The sequence below is a fragment of the Pseudonocardia sp. UM4_GMWB1 genome (assembly GCF_017312155.1).
Classification (GTDB): Bacteria; Actinomycetota; Actinomycetes; order Mycobacteriales; family Pseudonocardiaceae; genus Pseudonocardia; species Pseudonocardia alni.
Genome location: NZ_QJPN01000001.1, coordinates 2,484,411 through 2,499,152 on the forward strand (window position 1 = coordinate 2,484,411; position 14,742 = coordinate 2,499,152).

Consider the following 14,742-nt stretch of genomic DNA (forward strand, 5'->3'; position numbering starts at 1 on the left):
GCGCTCACCCCACGTCACGGTGCCGGGGCCCGTGCCCGGCCGGCGGGACCACCGGCATCGGCAGCGCCGTACGTCCGGCTCGACCGGGCGCCGGTGCGCCCGGCTCGACCAGACGCAGGTGCGGGATGAGGCCGCCCTCGGCCAGCACCTGCAGCGCCCGGCGCTCCGGCTCGGCGAACTCCACCGGGACGACGGTCGTGGCCTCCGTGCCGGCCGGCAGGTCGACGGGAAGGTAGGGGATCGGCCGGTCGTCCTCCGGGACCTCCAGCAGCACCCCGATGACGCAGGCACCGCACGCGGCCCCGCGGACCTCGCAGCGATCGCAGTCGACGATCATGGCTCCTCCTTCGTCGGACCCGAGGTGGTCGAGCACCGCGGACGCTAGGGGAGGGGTCCGACAGAATGGCCGCGCCGAAGAAAATCCGGGCCGGGGCCGTCACCGCGGGCTGCCGCGCTCGTTCACCTGAACAGCACGACATCCTCACCAGCTGTGCCGTCGAGCGGACACCACCACTCGTACGGAGCAGCGCCACCCCGGCGGGCGACCGATCCGGTCACGCAACGGTGAGGACGCGGAACTCGTCCGCTCCCCGGAGTGTCGGACGGCGGCCCGCATCCCCGACGCGCAGCGCGTGTGCGGAGCCGCCGTCCCGACCCCCGCCGCCAGTCCGCCGGTGACCACCGGCGGCCGGCGCCCCGCCGAGGACTAGCGTCGCCGACCGTGGCGCGCACGCTGCTGGTGACCAACGACTTCCCGCCCCGGCCCGGCGGCATCCAGTCCTACCTGTCCGACCTCGCCCGCGCGCTCCCGCCGGACTCGCTCGCGGTCCACGCGCCCGCCTGGCGCGGTGCCGCCGACCACGACGCCGCGCTGCCGTTCCCCGTGCACCGGCACCGGTCGTCGCTGATGCTGCCGGTCCCCGAGGTCGCCCGGCGCGCCGCGGAGCTGGCCCGCGAGCACGACGCCGGGACCGTCTGGTTCGGCGCGGCCGCGCCGCTGGGGCTGCTCGGCCCGTACCTCCGCCGCCGGGCCGGGGTGGAGCGGGTCGTCGCCACCACGCACGGCCACGAGGTCGGCTGGTCGATGCTGCCCGGCGCGCGCCGGGCGCTGCACCGGATCGGCCGGGACGCCGACGTCGTCACCACGGTCTCGCGCTGGACCCGCGGCCGGCTCGCCGGCGCGTTCGGCCCGGACGCGGCGCTGGAGGTCCTGCCGCCCCCGGTGGACACCGTCCGGTTCGCACCCGACCCGGACGCCCGCGCCGCGGTCCGGACCCGGTACCGGCTCGGCGACGCACCGGTCGTGACGTGCGTGTCCCGGCTGGTGCCGCGCAAGGGCCAGGACGTGCTGGTCGCGGCGCTGCCGCGGATCCGCCGCCGGGTGCCGGGCGCCCGGCTGCTGCTCGTCGGCGGCGGCCCCTACCGGGACCGGTTGCGCAGACTGGCCGCACGCGCCGGGGTGACCGACGCCGTCGTGCTCACCGGCGGGGTCCCGGCCGCCGAGCTCGCCGCGCACCACGCCGCCGGTGACGTGTTCGCCCTGCCGTGCCGCACCCACCTCGGCGGGCTCGACGTCGAGGGGCTGGGGATCGCGCTGCTGGAGGCCGCGGCGTCGGGGCTGCCCGTCGTCGCGGGGGACTCCGGCGGCGCGCCGGAGACCGTCGAGGAGGGTGTGACCGGCCACGTCGTGCCGGGACGTGACGTCGCCGCCGTCGCCGACCGGGTCGCGGACCTGCTCGCCGACCCCGCCCGGGCGACGGCGATGGGCCGCGCCGGACGGGCCCACGTCCGGCGGGTCTGGGGTGGGCCGTCGTCGGCGGCGCGCCTGCACGGCTTCCTGACCGGCGACGACGGGCCGCGCTGAGTGCACGACCCGTCGTCGACGGCGGGGTCAGCCCTTGTCGGCGGTGGTCCCCGCGTAGAGCGCCTCGATCTCGCCGGAGTAGGACTCCACGACGACCTTGCGCTTGACCTTCATCGTCGGCGTCAGCTCGCCGCCGGCCTCGCTGAAGTCGTGCGGCAGGATCGTGAACTTGCGGATCTGCTCGGCCCGCGAGACGGCCTGGTTGGCGTCCTCGACCGCGGCCGCGATCTCGCCGCGCAGCTCCGGGTCGTCGACGAGGTCGGCGGCCGAGCTGCCGTCGCCCGCGGGCTTGCCGTTGCGCTCGCGCCAGCCCGGCAGGGCGTCCGGGTCGATGGTGACCAGCGCGGAGATGAACGGCCTCTGGTCGCCGATCACGATGCACTGCCCGACCAGCGGGTGCGCCCGCAGCCGGTCCTCGAGCACGGCCGGGGCGACGTTCTTGCCGCCGGCGGTGACGATGATCTCCTTCTTGCGGCCGGTGATGGTGAGGAAGCCGGCGTCGTCGAGCTCGCCGATGTCGCCGGAGTGGAACCAGCCGTCGGACTCCAGGGCCTCCTTCGAGGCCTCCTCGTTCTTCCAGTAGCCGCGGAAGACGATGTCGCCGCGCAGCATGATCTCGCCGTCGGAGGCGATCCGGACCGCGCAGCCGGGGACCGGGCGGCCCACCGAGCCGACGCGCTGGGCGTCGAGGGTGTTCAGGGTGATGCCGGCGGAGGTCTCGGTCAGGCCGTAGCCCTCCAGCACGGGCAGCCCGACGCCGCGGAAGAAGTGCCCGAGCCGGCCCCCGAGCGGGGCCGAGCCGGACACCGCGGCCTTGACCCGGCCGCCGACGGCGGCGCGCAGCTTGCCGTAGACGAGCTTGTCGAACAGCGCGTGCCGGGCCTTGAGCAGCAGGCCGGGCCCGCCCGCGTCGAGGGCCTCGGAGTAGGCGATCGCGGTGTCGGCGGCCGCGTCGAAGATCTTGCCCTTGCCGTCGTTGTGCGCCTTGAGCCGCGCGCCGTTGTAGACCTTCTCGAACACCCGCGGCACCGCGAGCAGGAAGGTCGGCCGGAAGTCCGCCAGGTCGGGCAGCAGGGTCTTCACGTCGGGGGAGTGGCCGACGATCGTGCGGGTGGACAGGCAGCCGCACTGGATGGCCTTGCCGAACACGTGCGCGAGCGGCAGGAACAGCAGCACCGAGTCCCCGGGCTCGAACAGGTGCGGGATCGTCGCGGCGATCGTGCGGATCTCGGCGATCAGGTTGCGGTGGGTCAGCTCGCAGCCCTTGGGGCGACCGGTGGTGCCCGAGGTGTAGATCAGGGTGCAGAGGTCGTCGGCGCGCACCCCGCCGCGACGTTCGTGCACCACGTCGTCGGGGGTGTCCGCGCCGAGGCCGCGCAGCTGCTCGACCGCCGAGGGGGCGTCCGGGGCCGACGCGGCAGGCTCGATCTGCCAGACGGTGCGCAGCTCGGGCAGGTCCCCGCGGACCTTCTCCACCGACGCGGCGTGCTCGGCGGTCTCCACGACGATCCCGACGGCGCCGGAGTCGGACACGATCCAGGAGATCTGGTCCGGCGACGACGTCTCGTAGATCGGCACGGTGACCCCGCCCGCGGCGAGGATCGCGTAGTCGAACAGGGTCCACTCGTACCGGGTCCGCGACAGCAGTGCGACCCGGTCCCCGGCCTGCACACCCGCGGCGATAAGCCCGGCGGCGATCCGGGTGACCTGCTCACCGAACTCGGCCGCGGTCACCTCCGACCAGCTCCCGTCCGCGCCCTTGCGGCGGTAGAGCACGTCCGACGGGTGCTGCGTGGCGTTGTCGAACACGGCGTCCGAGAGCGATTCCTCGTCTCCCACGGACACCGCGGCGGGAACGCTGTACTCACGCACGGGGATCGACCTCCTGGCGGCCTCGACAGGCTGAACGCGGTCACCGCGACGGCTGCGGCGACACCTCGGAGCAGAACCTACCGGAGAGTAGGGTCCACGTACATCGATTCGGACATAACGGATCGGTCGGTGGTGCCGCCGGTCCGGTCCGGGCCGCGACGGTACCCGTGACCGGCGCCGTCGCACGGGGTGGCACGCTGACCGGGTGCCCGCGATCGACGTGATCGACGAGACCTTCCTGGCCGTGCCCCGCGAGCGGGTCGCGGCGGAGTTCGCCGACCCGGCCCGGTGGCCGTCGTACTGGCCCGACCTGCGCCCCGAGGTCGCGCACGACCGCGGACCGGCCGGGCTGCGCTGGACCGTGACCGGCGCGCTCGTCGGGACCATGGAGGTCTGGTGCGAGCCGGAGGGCGACGGCACCGTCCTGCACTTCTTCCTGCGCGCGGACCCGGACGGCCCGCCGCCCGGTGGCCGGCTGCGGCGCCGCCGGTGGCTGCGCGCGGAGTCCGACCGGCGGCACCGAGCGTTCAAGGCGCACGCCTTCGCGCTCAAACGGCGCCTGGAGGACGGGCGCCCGGCGGGCGTCGCGCCGTCGGCGTTCCGGCCGGACCGGACGGCCTGAGCGTGCGGCTGCACGTCGTCACCGACGTCCACGGCGCCACCGTCCCGCTCGCCCGCGCCGCCGAGGGCGCCGACGGGGTGCTGGTACTCGGCGACCTGCTGGAGTTCATCGACTACCGCGACCCGACCAACGGGATCATCTCCCGGCTGCTCGGGCCCGAGGTGGCCGCGGAGTTCGGCCGGATGCGCCGGATCGGGGCGCCGCGCGGGCAGATGCTGGGTCTGCTGGAGCGCTCCTGGGCCCGGTTCACCGACCCGGCCGCCGCCGTCGCCGAGGCCGTCGCCGCGCAGTACGCCGAGGTCTTCGGGGTGCTGGGCGGGCTCGGGGTACCGGTCTGGGCGATCCCGGGCAACGTCGACGTCCCCGACGCCTGGCCCGACACCGACGGCGTCACCCGCGCCGACGGACGGGTGGTCGAGATCGGCGGTCGCCGGTTCGGCTTCCTCGGCGGGGTGCCGCTGCCGCCCGGGATCGACCCGCGCCGTACCGGCCCCTGGCGGCCGCACTTCGTGACCCACGAGGACTGGACCGCGCGCCTGGACGCGCTCGGCCCGGCCGACGTGCTGTGCACCCACGTCCCGCCGGCGCACCCGGGCCTGACCTACGACGTCGTCACCCGCCGCGCCGAGATCGCCAGCGCCCCGCTGGCTGCGCGGATCCGGGCCGAGCAGCCGTCGCACGCCCTGTTCGGTCACGTGCACCAGCCGCTGCACCGTCGCGCGCGGATCGGCCGCACCGAGTGCGTCAACGCCGGACACTTCCGCGCGCACGGCACGCCCTACGTGCTCCGGTTCTGACCACCGGATAGCCTCCCGCCATGGCCGACGCGACCTCGTCCTCGATCCACATCGACGCCCCGCCGGAGCGGGTCATGGCGGTGGTCGCGGACTTCGCGTCCTACCCCGAGTGGACCGACCAGATCACCAGCGTCGAGATCCTCGACGCCGGTGCCGACGGTCGCGCCCGCCAGGTCCGCTTCGCGATGGACGCCGGGGCCATCAAGGACACCTACACCCTCGACTACGACTGGGCCGCCGACGACCGCTCGGTGTCCTGGACGCTGGTCAAGGGCGGCATCCAGCGCGCCCAGGACGGCGCGTACCGGCTGGTCGGCGACGCCGGCGGCACCACCGTCACCTACGAGCTCAGCGTCGAGGTCAACTTCCCGATGATCGGGATGCTCCGTCGCAAGGCGGAGAAAGTGATCATCGACGCCGCGTTGAAGGGCCTCAAGCGCCGCGTCGAGAAGGGCTGAGCCGGTCGGCGGCGACCCGGACGCGATCGTTAGGCTCCGCGCTGTGCGCGTCGTGCTCTTCACCGGCAAGGGCGGGGTCGGCAAGACGACCCTGGCCGCCGCGACGGCCGCGCACGTGGCCGGGACCGGCCGGTCCGCGCTGGTCGTGTCCACCGACCCGGCGCACTCCCTCGGCGACGCGCTGGACGCCGAGCTGGGCGCCGAGCCCGCCGAGGTCACCGAGAACCTGTGGGGCGCCCACATCGAGGCCCGGCACCTGCTCGAGGGCGCCTGGGGCGACCTGCAGGGGCACCTGCGCACGATGCTCGCCGGGGCCGGTGTGGACGAGCTCGTCGCCGACGAGCTGACCGTGCTGCCCGGCGTCGAGGACCTCCTCGCGCTGGTCGAGGTGCAGCGCTACGCCGACTCGGGCCGCTTCGACGTCGTCGTCGTCGACTGCGGGCCGACCGCGGAGACGCTGCGGCTGCTCACCCTGCCCGAGGCGCTGTCGGGCTACCTGGAGCGGCTGTTCCCCGCGCACCGCCGCGCCGTGCGCGGCCTGGTCGCCGGGCTCGCCGGGGCCAAGGCCGACGGCGCGGGCTGGGACCGCACGATCGACGCGCTCGGCGTGCTGGCCGAGCAGCTGCGCGGGCTGCGCGGCCTGCTCGCCGACCGCTCCCGCACCTCGATCCGGCTGGTGCTGACCCCGGAGCGGGTCGTCGCGGCCGAGACCCGCCGGACGCTGACCGCGCTCGCCCTGCACGAGCTGCGGGTCGACGGGCTGCTGGCGAACCGGGTGATGCCCGGCCCGCCGCCGTCGCTGCGCGGGCCCGCGGCGCGCTGGCTGCGCGAACGCGCCACCGAGCAGCAGTCCGTGCTCGCCGAGCTGGGCGAGCTCGGCGCGGACGTACCCGTGACCGCGGTCCGCTACACCGCCGCCGAGCCGACCGGCGTCGGTGCGCTGCGCGAGCTGGCCCTGTCGGTCTACGGCGACGACGACCCCGCGGGCACCGCCGACGGCGCCCCGCCACGGCCGCTGATGGAGCTGCGCCGCACCGCGGGCCACGGCGTCTCCGCCGACACCGAGTTCGAGCTCGACGTGGCGCTGCCCGGCGCCCAGGACGCCCCGCTGGACCTCGCCCGGGTCGGCGACGACATGGTCGTCGGTATCGGGTTCTCCCGGCGCGTGGTCTCGCTGCCGTCGGTCCTGCGCCGCTGCGAGGCCACCGGTGCCCGGCTGGAGGGCCGCGGCTCCGACGCCCGCCTGGTGATCTCCTTCGTGCCCGACCCGGGCACCTGGATGACCTCGTGAGCGGCCGTGACACGCGGTGCGGCACCCACTGCGGCGATCACAGCGGCATCCCGGAGGACCTCCGGGTCACCGCGATGGCGCTGCTCGACCGGCTGCGCGCGGCCACCGAGACGATGTCGGACTCGCTGCGGGCCGCCGGGAGCGACCCCGGCCCCGGCGACGCGGGCTCCTGCACCGCCTGCCCGGTGTGCGCGCTGATCGCCGTCGTGCGGGGGGAGCGGTCGGAGCTGGTCACCCGGCTCGCCGACCACGCCGGCGGGCTGCTCGCCGTGCTCGTCGCGGTGCTGGAGGAGGCCGCCCCGCCCGCGCGCCAGGAGCCCCGCCGCCCACACGGCGGCGGACGCTCCGTGCAGCGGATCGTGGTGCACCGGACATGAGCCCCCGGATGTCCGACGTCCGCACCATCGGGGTGGACGTCGGGGGCACCAGCGTGCGCGCGGGTGTCGTCGATGCCGAGGGCGGGATCCTCGACACCGCCTCCGCGCCGACCCCGCGCACCGACGACGCGTTGGAGGCAGCCATCGCCGGTGCGGTCGACGAGCTGCGACGCCGGCACACCGTCGCCGCCGTCGGGCTCGCGCTCGCCGGGTTCGTCGACGCCCCCCGCGGGCTGGTCCGCTACGCGCCGCACCTGTCCTGGCGCGACGCCCCGGTCGCCGAGCGGATCGGCGCCCGGCTCGGCGGGATCCCGGTCGTCGTGGAGCACGATGCGAACTCCGCCGCGCTCGCCGAGCGGCGCCACGGCGCCGCGGCCGGTGCCTCGGTGGCACTGGTGATCGCGCTGGGCACCGGGATCGGCGGTGCCCTGCTGCTCGACGGCGAGCTGTTCCGCGGCGCGCACGGCGTCGCACCCGAGCTGGGGCACCTGCGGGTCGTCCCGGACGGGCGGGCCTGCCCGTGCGGCAAGCGCGGCTGCTGGGAGCGCTACTGCAGCGGGACCGCACTCGGTGCCACCGCGCTGGAGATGCTCTCGGGCGGCGCCGTGCCGGGCCCGTCCGGGCTGGCCCGTGAGGCCGCCGTCGACCCGGGGCGGGTCACCGGCAAGCGGGTCGCCGCGGCCGCCCGTGAGGGGGACCCGGTCGCCCGCGCCGCCGTCGACGACATGGGGCGCTGGCTGGGGGAGGGGCTCTCGCTCGTCGCGGACGTCTTCGACCCGGACCTCGTGGTGATCGCGGGCGGGGTGTCGGCGTCGGCTCCGCTGTTCCTCGACGCCGCCCGCGAGCACTACGCCCGCATCCTCACCGGGGCGGGCAACCGGCCGCTGGCCCGGATCCGGACCGCGCAGCTCGGCGCGGCCGCCGCCGTCGTGGGCGCGGCGACGCTGGCCCGCGAGAGCCTGCGGACCGGCGCCCGGCGCTGAGCGCGCTACAGCCGCGAGCCGTCGTCCCAGGGGTCGGGGCCCTCGTCAGAGTCGGGGCTCCACAGGCGCAGCAGCAGCCAGCCCAGGCCGGCCGCGATGAGCACCAGTCCCAGCGGCAGCGGCCAGGTCCCGCCGACGCCGATCAGGCCCGGCGCGATGCACAGCAGCAGCCCCACCCCGATCAGCCCGCCACCCACGACGGCCGGTGGTCCCGGCCGTGGCAGCGGCGGCGGCTCCGGCGGGTGGTAGTGGTCGTCCGGGTCGGCACCCGTGCCGGTGCCCGGGTGCGGGGCGGCCGGGCCCGGCCGGTGCGCGGGCCGGTCGGCGCCGCCCGCCGCGCCCGCGACGTCACCGGCGTCGCCGCGGTCCGTACGGTCGGTGCGCTCCACGGGCTCGGCGGGCCAGTCCGGGACCGAGCCCTCGTCGCGCCAGGCGGCGACGATCGCGTCGAAGTCGTCGGGCCGGTCCTCGCGGTCGCGCGAGGGGTCTGCGGAGCTCATACCGGTCCGTCCCTCCCCGCTCGCGGCGGCTCCATCCTGTCACGGCCCGTGTCCCGGCCGACACCGCCCACGGGCCCGCGCGGGGACCGCCCGACCCCGGTGACCACCGCCCCGTTGTGAGGAGGTGTCGACGCTCCGTAGGCTGTCGCCGAAGTCGGTAGGGAGGCAGCGCAGGGTGCTGTACTGGTGGTCCAAGTTCGTGCTGCTCGGCCCGTTGATGAGGCTGTTCTGCCGGCCGGAGGTGCGTGGTGCCGAGAACGTGCCCGGTGGTGCCGGCGCGATCCTCGCCAGCAACCACCTCGCGGTGGCCGACTCCTTCTTCCTGCCGTTGATGCTGCCGCGCCGGGTGACCTTCCTCGCCAAGCGCGAGTACTTCACCGAGCCCGGGATCCGCGGCTGGTTCAAGAAGCAGTTCTTCACCGGCGTCGGGCAGGTCCCGGTGGACCGTTCCGGTGGGTCCGCGGCGCGCGCCGCGATGGACACCGCGGTCCGGCTGCTGAACGAGGGCAAGCTGCTCGGGATCTATCCGGAGGGCACCCGCTCGCCCGACGGGCGGCTCTACAAGGGCAAGACCGGCGTCGCCCGGATGGCCCTGGAGGCCGGGGTGCCGGTCATCCCGGTCGCCATGGTGGGCACCGACAAGGTCAACCCCATCGGCTCCAAGATGTGGCGCCCGCGCAAGGTGAAGATCGTGATCGGCGAGCCGCTGGACTTCTCCCGCTACGAGGGCATGGCCGGGGACCGGTTCATCGAGCGCTCCATGACCGACGAGATCATGTACTCGCTGATGGAGCTGTCCGGGCAGACCTACGTCGACCTCTACGCGGCGTCGGTCAAGGAGAAGGCCGCGGCCGGTGCGCCACCGCCCGCGCCGTCGCGTCCCGCCCCGCAGCGGCCGGACGCGAACGTGCCCGACTCCCGCGCCTCCTGACCGACACCGGAAGTGCATCTCGGCGATGTGACCCACCGATGTGGAGCTGGGCGAAGGCTCCTCTGCCGATGAGGGCGCGTGGTGGACCGACCTGTCGCCCGGCAGAATTCGGCGGTCGGTGACCTCCCGGGAGGCGAAGCAGGCGACCGGGCCGGCCGGAACCGGACGGCGGCCCGCTCACCTGTCCGGGCAGTGGAGTTTGCGGCTTGCGACAAGGGCGTCGAGCATGCTCGTTTCGATCCGGTAGGTGGACGACCTCCTCTACGATCGAAGGTCGTCGAGCCGTGGGGGAGCTGAGTGGCGGACGAGCATGCAGCGGACGTCGTGGAGTTCTGGCGTTCGGTGGAGTTGTTCACTTTCCAGCGTGCCCCGCGTGCGGCCCGGGTCGGCCCGGGGCAACCGCCGACCACCTTCGACATCGCGGGGTCCGGCCCCTTGCCGTGGCAGGAAGGCCACGAGGCTGCTCGGCGTGACGCCGGCCCGGACAGGGAGTGGCGTTACGTCGTCCATGCCGGTCTGTTCGATGCCGTCCGCGTCCAGCGTGAGATCGTCCGGGTGTTCGGAGCAGACCGGGCGGGGCCCGAACGACGCTCCGGGCAGGGCGCGCTGTTCGCCTTCGCGATCGGGGCGGACGGCTACCTCGTCGAGAACTCCGCTGCGCTGTCGTCGTGCGCGTGGGCCGTCGGGCGGCTCCGGGCACCAGGACCGCGCGCGAGGAATTGGCTCGACGGGTTCGAGCAGGAGGGCGAGGCGTTCGCAGCGGCGTTGAACAGGCTGTCTGCTCCGTCGACCGCCGCCTCCGATGCCACGAGTTCGCCCGGTCCGCATGGTTCAGAGGAGGCCTCGGGTGCCCGGCGGGTCGCCCGCGCGGTCGGACGACACGTCAGCGGTGCCGCGACTGACGCGCTCAACGAAGGGGCGAAGACGCTCGGCGGTCTCGTCACCGGTGCCGCCTCGGTGGCGATCACCGGGGTGGCCGGACCGCTGGTCGGCGGCTACGCGGGCTCCGCCGCCGGCACGTTCGCCGAGAAGCTGCTGACGATCACGCGACCCGACGGGAATGGAACGCACGCCGGGCCGACACCTCAGGAAAGCAGGCCACCCCGTCCACCGGCCACGACGATGACCGCCGGTTATCTGGCGACATTCGTGGCGGAGTTGGCGCGACTCCTGCATATCGACCGCAGCCTGGAGCCCACCGGTATCCGCGTCGTGCTCCAGTCGGTTCCGACATCGCGACGGTACGACGACGACACGTCACCGATGCTGAACAGTTTCATCGGAACCGACCTGTCCCGGATCGCTGCCGCGCTGCGCAGCGGTGACGCCGGAGATGCGCTCCGGCGCTACCTCGCCCCGGACCGCGGCATCGATCCGGGTCGGCGGATCGACACGTTCGCGGACGGTGCATCCGTCCTGCCACACGTCGAGCCGTCGATGCGTCCGCCTGGTCGCTGGCCGGTCGGCCGACAGAACCCGCTGGCGACCGGTCAGCAGCTGGCGGTCAACCGGATCGTGGGTGAGCTGGCAGACGGCACGGGAGTGACGACCGTCAACGGACCTCCCGGGACGGGTAAGACCACGTTGCTCCGTGACGTCGTCGCCGCAGTGGTGGTTCGTCGTGCCGAGATCCTCTCCGCCCTCCCGTCGCTGGACGCGGCCTTCGTCGGGGAGGTCTTCTACGTCGAGAACGGAGTACGCCGGCCCGTGCCGACCCTGCGTCCGGACCTGACCGGGTGGGAAGTCGTGTTGGCCACGAACTCCAATGCCGCGGCCGAGAACGTCACCCACGAGCTGCCGACCGCACCGGAGGACGAGATCGACCGGCTCCGGACCGTCGGGCACTTCCCGGACCTCGCGTCCCGGTTCCTGGCCAAGCCGGCCTGGGCACTCGTGGCTGCGGCCCTGGGCAATCGGAAGAACCGACGTCGCTTCGCCGACGTCGTCTGGTGGCCCGGGGACACCGAACGGGTGCCGGGTATGCGGGCTCGACTCCGCGCAGCAGCCGACGATCCGGCGTCCTGCCAGCGCGAATGGGCGGTGGCCGTCGAGGCGTACCAGCAGGTTCGCGACCGCGTCGAACGGCTGACGTCACACCGCCAGACTGCTGCCGACGCGCTGCGTCGACACACCGGCTACCCGGAGAGACGGAGGGCGCTGGCCGCCGACGCGCTGCAGGCGGAAGCGATCTCGGTCGCCGCGGAGCGACGGCAGGAGCAGGGCGTTCGGGAACAGAACGCCTGTGAGCTCCGTAATGCTCAGGTGGACAGCGAGATCGCGTCGCACCTGGTGGAGGAGCCCGGGTGGTGGGCGCGGGTATGGACTCTCGGGGCGGCTCACCGATCCTGGCGGCGCGGACACGCCGAGCTCCTCCGGCGACGCGTCGAGACCCTGACGTCGGCGAACGCCGCTGCGCTGCAGCTCGAGCACGTGAGAAGAGAGGCCGACCTCGCCCGCACCGAGCTGGACGCCGTACAGCAGGCGTTGCAGGCAGCGGACCAGGTTGCGGAGCAGGATGCCGAGATCGTTGCCGAGGCCCGTTCGCGCTGGCCGCAGCACGTTCCCGCCGGAGACCCGGATGACCCGGGGTTCCAGCGTCACGCCCCCTGGGCGGACGCGGAGATCGAAGCTGCGCGCGCCGACCTGTTCGAGTCGGCCCTACGGCTGCACCGTGCGTTCATCCTCGCCACTGCACGCCGCATCCGCCCTGCCCTGATCGCTGCCAACAAGATCATTGGTGGCGACCTCTCCCCGGATCGTCCGGTCGCTCGCGCCGCATGGCAGGCGTTCTTCCTGATGGTTCCGGTGGTGTCGACGACCTTCGCCTCGTTACCCCGCTTGTTCGAGCACCTCGGGCGGGAGGACCTCGGGTGGCTTCTGGTCGACGAGGCGGGCCAGGCCACGGCGCAATCGGTGGTCGGCGGGCTGTGGCGGGCGCAGCGGGCTGTGCTGGTCGGCGATCCGATGCAGCTCGAACCGATCGTCCCGCTCCCCGTGCCCGCCCAGACCGCGCTCGCGGACCACCATGGGGTCGACCACCAGTGGCTGCCGGAGCGGCGTTCGGCCCAGCTCGCGGCCGACCGGCTCAACCGGTTCGGAACGACCGTGGGGTCCCCTGACGGGGAGGAGATCTGGGTGGGTGCACCACTCCGGGTTCACCGGCGGTGTGATCGACCGATGTTCGACATCGCCAACACGGTCGCCTACGCGTCCTCGCCGATGGTCTTCGCGACTCCGGCGCGGGAGCCACGCCCGTGGCGGCCGAGCCAGTGGATCGATGTGCGGGGCCCGGTCACGGACAACGTCGTCCGCCCGGAGATCGAACGGTTGGCGACCCTCGTCGCTGAGCTGACGGCCGGTGGATGCACCCGTGAGGAGATACTGGTGATCGCACCGTTCCGCACCGTCGTCGTTGCTGTGAGGAAGCAGTTGTCGGGGCTACTGGAGGACGATCGGATGGGGACCGTTCATACAGTGCAGGGCAAGGAGTCGCCGGTCGTGATCCTGGTTCTCGGTGGATCTGCCGGCGCCCGTGCGTGGGTGGCTGAGAAGCCGAACCTGTTGAACGTCGCGGTGTCCCGGGCGCAGGAGAGGTTCTACGTCATCGGTGATCGCGCAGACTGGGGCCGTCGGCGGTTCTTCAGCTCGGCGGCGGAGTGGCTGCCGGTGTCGTCCGACGGATGAGCTCGATGCCCGGGCTCGGCCGGTCCCGATATCGCGCGAGCGCAGTACGATCGCCGCACCGTTTCGTATGGGAGGCGCGATGACTGCCGGAACCCACCAGGCCGTCACGCTGGCCGACGTGAGTGCACGTCGGGACTACATCGTGGACGTCGGGCGCCGTCATGGTGTCTACAACATCCGTGTCTTCGGTTCCGTCGCGCGTGGCGAATCAACCCCCACCAGCGATCTCGACCTGCTGGTCGACCTGGAACCCGGCCACGGTTATGTCGACCTGGTTTCCTTCGCGCTCGCGGTCGAGGACTCACTTGGGGTTCTCACACAGGTCGCCACGGTGAACGGTCTCAAACGACGTGTCCGTGATCAGGTTCTCGCCGAGGCGGTGGCAGTGTGACTGTCTTCTCGAAGATCGCTCGTGATGAAGGGATCCCTGTTGGTCCGACGTGACCGGGAGCGGATCGCGGACATGTTGGAAGCCGCTGAGAAGATCCGGGTCCGGGTTGCGCGCGGCCGCGCGCGGTTTGATGCCGACGAGGACCTGCAGATCGTCTTGACGCATCTGATCCAGGTGCTCGGTGAGGCTGCTGCACGCGTGAGCCCCGGGCTGACTGCTGCTCATCCGCACCTGCCGTGGCGGGCACTGGCGGGCATGCGTAATCGTGTCGTGCACGAGTACTTCGAGATCGATCTCGAGATCCTCTGGTCTGCTGCGTCCCAGGAAGTCCCGGCGCTGGCGATCCAGCTGCGTGCGGTTCAGGCAACGGAGGACACCTGATCCGGAGCGGTCCCGATCACGGCAGCAGAGGCACGTACGCTCGTCAGGCGGCACAGCTCCACGACCGAACCCGAGCCCAGGACGGCAATGCGCTTCTTCTACGACACCGAGTTCATCGAGGACGGCACGACGATCGACCTGGTGTCGATCGGGATCGTCGGCGAGGACGGCCGCGAGTTCTATGCCGTGTCCACCGAGTTCGACCCGGACCGGGCCGGCAAGTGGGTGCGGGCCAATGTGCTGCCCAAGCTGCCCTCGCCCAGCGACCGGGCCTGGATGTCGCGGGCCCGGATGCGCGAGGAGATCCTCGACTTCTGCACCGGCGCCCCCGGCGACGTCGAGCTGTGGGCCTGGATCGCCGCCTACGACCACGTGGCGCTGTGCCAGCTGTGGGGTGCGATGCCCGCGCTGCCGCGGCCGATCCCGCGCTTCACCCGCGAGCTGCGCCAGCGGTGGGAGGACGCGGGCCGCCCGGCGCTGCCCCCGCCGCCCGCCGAGGCGCACGACGCGCTCGCCGACGCCCGGCACAACCTGCGGCGCTGGGAAGTGATCGCCGAGACCCTCGCGACGGGGGCCGCGCCCCGGTAGGGA

The 14,742-nt window shown here is 73.6% G+C and carries 15 protein-coding genes; 12 read left to right on the top strand and 3 right to left on the bottom strand.

Going from position 1 to position 14,742, the window contains the following annotated elements:
* Positions 1 to 4 precede the first annotated feature (4 nt).
* Entirely contained in the window at positions 5 to 337 is a 333-nt protein-coding gene (locus tag DMP15_RS12085; RefSeq protein ID WP_073574273.1) for a hypothetical protein, read from the bottom strand.
* Between the two features lie 384 nt (positions 338 to 721).
* Between DMP15_RS12085 and DMP15_RS12090 the strand changes: the two genes are divergently transcribed.
* Positions 722 to 1,864, top strand: a complete 1,143-nt coding sequence (locus DMP15_RS12090; protein ID WP_337825904.1) for a glycosyltransferase family 4 protein — start codon at positions 722 to 724, stop codon at positions 1,862 to 1,864.
* A 27-nt stretch (positions 1,865 to 1,891) separates the two neighbouring features.
* Here DMP15_RS12090 and DMP15_RS12095 read toward each other — a convergent pair whose 3' ends face one another.
* On the bottom strand, positions 1,892 to 3,736 hold the full coding sequence (locus tag DMP15_RS12095) for an AMP-dependent synthetase/ligase (protein ID WP_337825905.1): 1,845 nt from the start codon (positions 3,734 to 3,736) through the stop codon (positions 1,892 to 1,894).
* Positions 3,737 to 3,941: 205 nt separating this feature from the next.
* On the opposite strand from DMP15_RS12095, the gene DMP15_RS12100 reads away from it, so the two are divergent.
* The 6 genes from DMP15_RS12100 to DMP15_RS12125 are packed head-to-tail and all read left to right on the top strand — an operon-like array spanning position 3,942 to position 8,264.
* On the top strand, positions 3,942 to 4,358 hold the full coding sequence (locus DMP15_RS12100; protein WP_100878143.1) for a polyketide cyclase / dehydrase and lipid transport: 417 nt from the start codon (positions 3,942 to 3,944) through the stop codon (positions 4,356 to 4,358).
* 2 nt (positions 4,359 to 4,360) lie between these two features.
* On the top strand, positions 4,361 to 5,155 hold the full coding sequence (locus tag DMP15_RS12105; RefSeq protein ID WP_161151976.1) for a metallophosphoesterase family protein: 795 nt from the start codon (positions 4,361 to 4,363) through the stop codon (positions 5,153 to 5,155).
* 20 nt (positions 5,156 to 5,175) lie between these two features.
* Positions 5,176 to 5,613 (top strand): SRPBCC family protein, encoded by a 438-nt coding sequence (locus tag DMP15_RS12110; protein WP_161151975.1) that lies wholly within the window; start codon positions 5,176 to 5,178, stop codon positions 5,611 to 5,613.
* Positions 5,614 to 5,656: 43 nt separating this feature from the next.
* On the top strand, positions 5,657 to 6,904 hold the full coding sequence (locus tag DMP15_RS12115) for an ArsA family ATPase (protein WP_073574268.1): 1,248 nt from the start codon (positions 5,657 to 5,659) through the stop codon (positions 6,902 to 6,904).
* Positions 6,901 to 7,281: a hypothetical protein gene (locus tag DMP15_RS12120; RefSeq protein WP_100878141.1), complete on the top strand. Its 381-nt coding sequence runs from the start codon at positions 6,901 to 6,903 to the stop codon at positions 7,279 to 7,281. Before DMP15_RS12115 ends, DMP15_RS12120 begins: the two co-directional genes overlap by 4 nt.
* On the top strand, positions 7,278 to 8,264 hold the full coding sequence (locus DMP15_RS12125; RefSeq protein WP_337825906.1) for an ROK family protein: 987 nt from the start codon (positions 7,278 to 7,280) through the stop codon (positions 8,262 to 8,264). The genes DMP15_RS12120 and DMP15_RS12125 overlap by 4 nt, the downstream gene beginning before the upstream one ends.
* A 5-nt stretch (positions 8,265 to 8,269) precedes the next feature.
* Here the strand turns inward: DMP15_RS12125 and DMP15_RS12130 are convergent, their stop codons facing one another.
* A complete protein-coding gene (locus tag DMP15_RS12130; protein ID WP_337825907.1) occupies positions 8,270 to 8,764 on the bottom strand; it encodes a hypothetical protein in 495 nt (164 codons plus the stop codon).
* Positions 8,765 to 8,939: 175 nt separating this feature from the next.
* On the opposite strand from DMP15_RS12130, the gene DMP15_RS12135 reads away from it, so the two are divergent.
* The 5 genes from DMP15_RS12135 (at position 8,940) to DMP15_RS12155 (ending at position 14,739) form a co-directional block, all read left to right on the top strand.
* Positions 8,940 to 9,695, top strand: a complete 756-nt coding sequence (locus DMP15_RS12135; protein ID WP_062396084.1) for a lysophospholipid acyltransferase family protein — start codon at positions 8,940 to 8,942, stop codon at positions 9,693 to 9,695.
* Between the two features lie 297 nt (positions 9,696 to 9,992).
* On the top strand, positions 9,993 to 13,379 hold the full coding sequence (locus DMP15_RS12140) for a DEAD/DEAH box helicase (protein WP_073574263.1): 3,387 nt from the start codon (positions 9,993 to 9,995) through the stop codon (positions 13,377 to 13,379).
* A 79-nt stretch (positions 13,380 to 13,458) separates the two neighbouring features.
* Positions 13,459 to 13,770 (top strand): nucleotidyltransferase family protein, encoded by a 312-nt coding sequence (locus DMP15_RS12145; RefSeq protein ID WP_083658112.1) that lies wholly within the window; start codon positions 13,459 to 13,461, stop codon positions 13,768 to 13,770.
* Positions 13,771 to 13,794: 24 nt separating this feature from the next.
* The gene (locus DMP15_RS12150) at positions 13,795 to 14,151 is read left to right on the top strand and encodes a HepT-like ribonuclease domain-containing protein (RefSeq protein ID WP_073574437.1); all 357 of its coding nucleotides are present in this window, start codon (positions 13,795 to 13,797) and stop codon (positions 14,149 to 14,151) included.
* 87 nt (positions 14,152 to 14,238) lie between these two features.
* Complete coding sequence (locus DMP15_RS12155; protein WP_062396083.1) at positions 14,239 to 14,739, top strand: polyadenylate-specific 3'-exoribonuclease AS; 501 nt, start codon at positions 14,239 to 14,241, stop codon at positions 14,737 to 14,739.
* Positions 14,740 to 14,742: the final 3 nt, after the last annotated feature.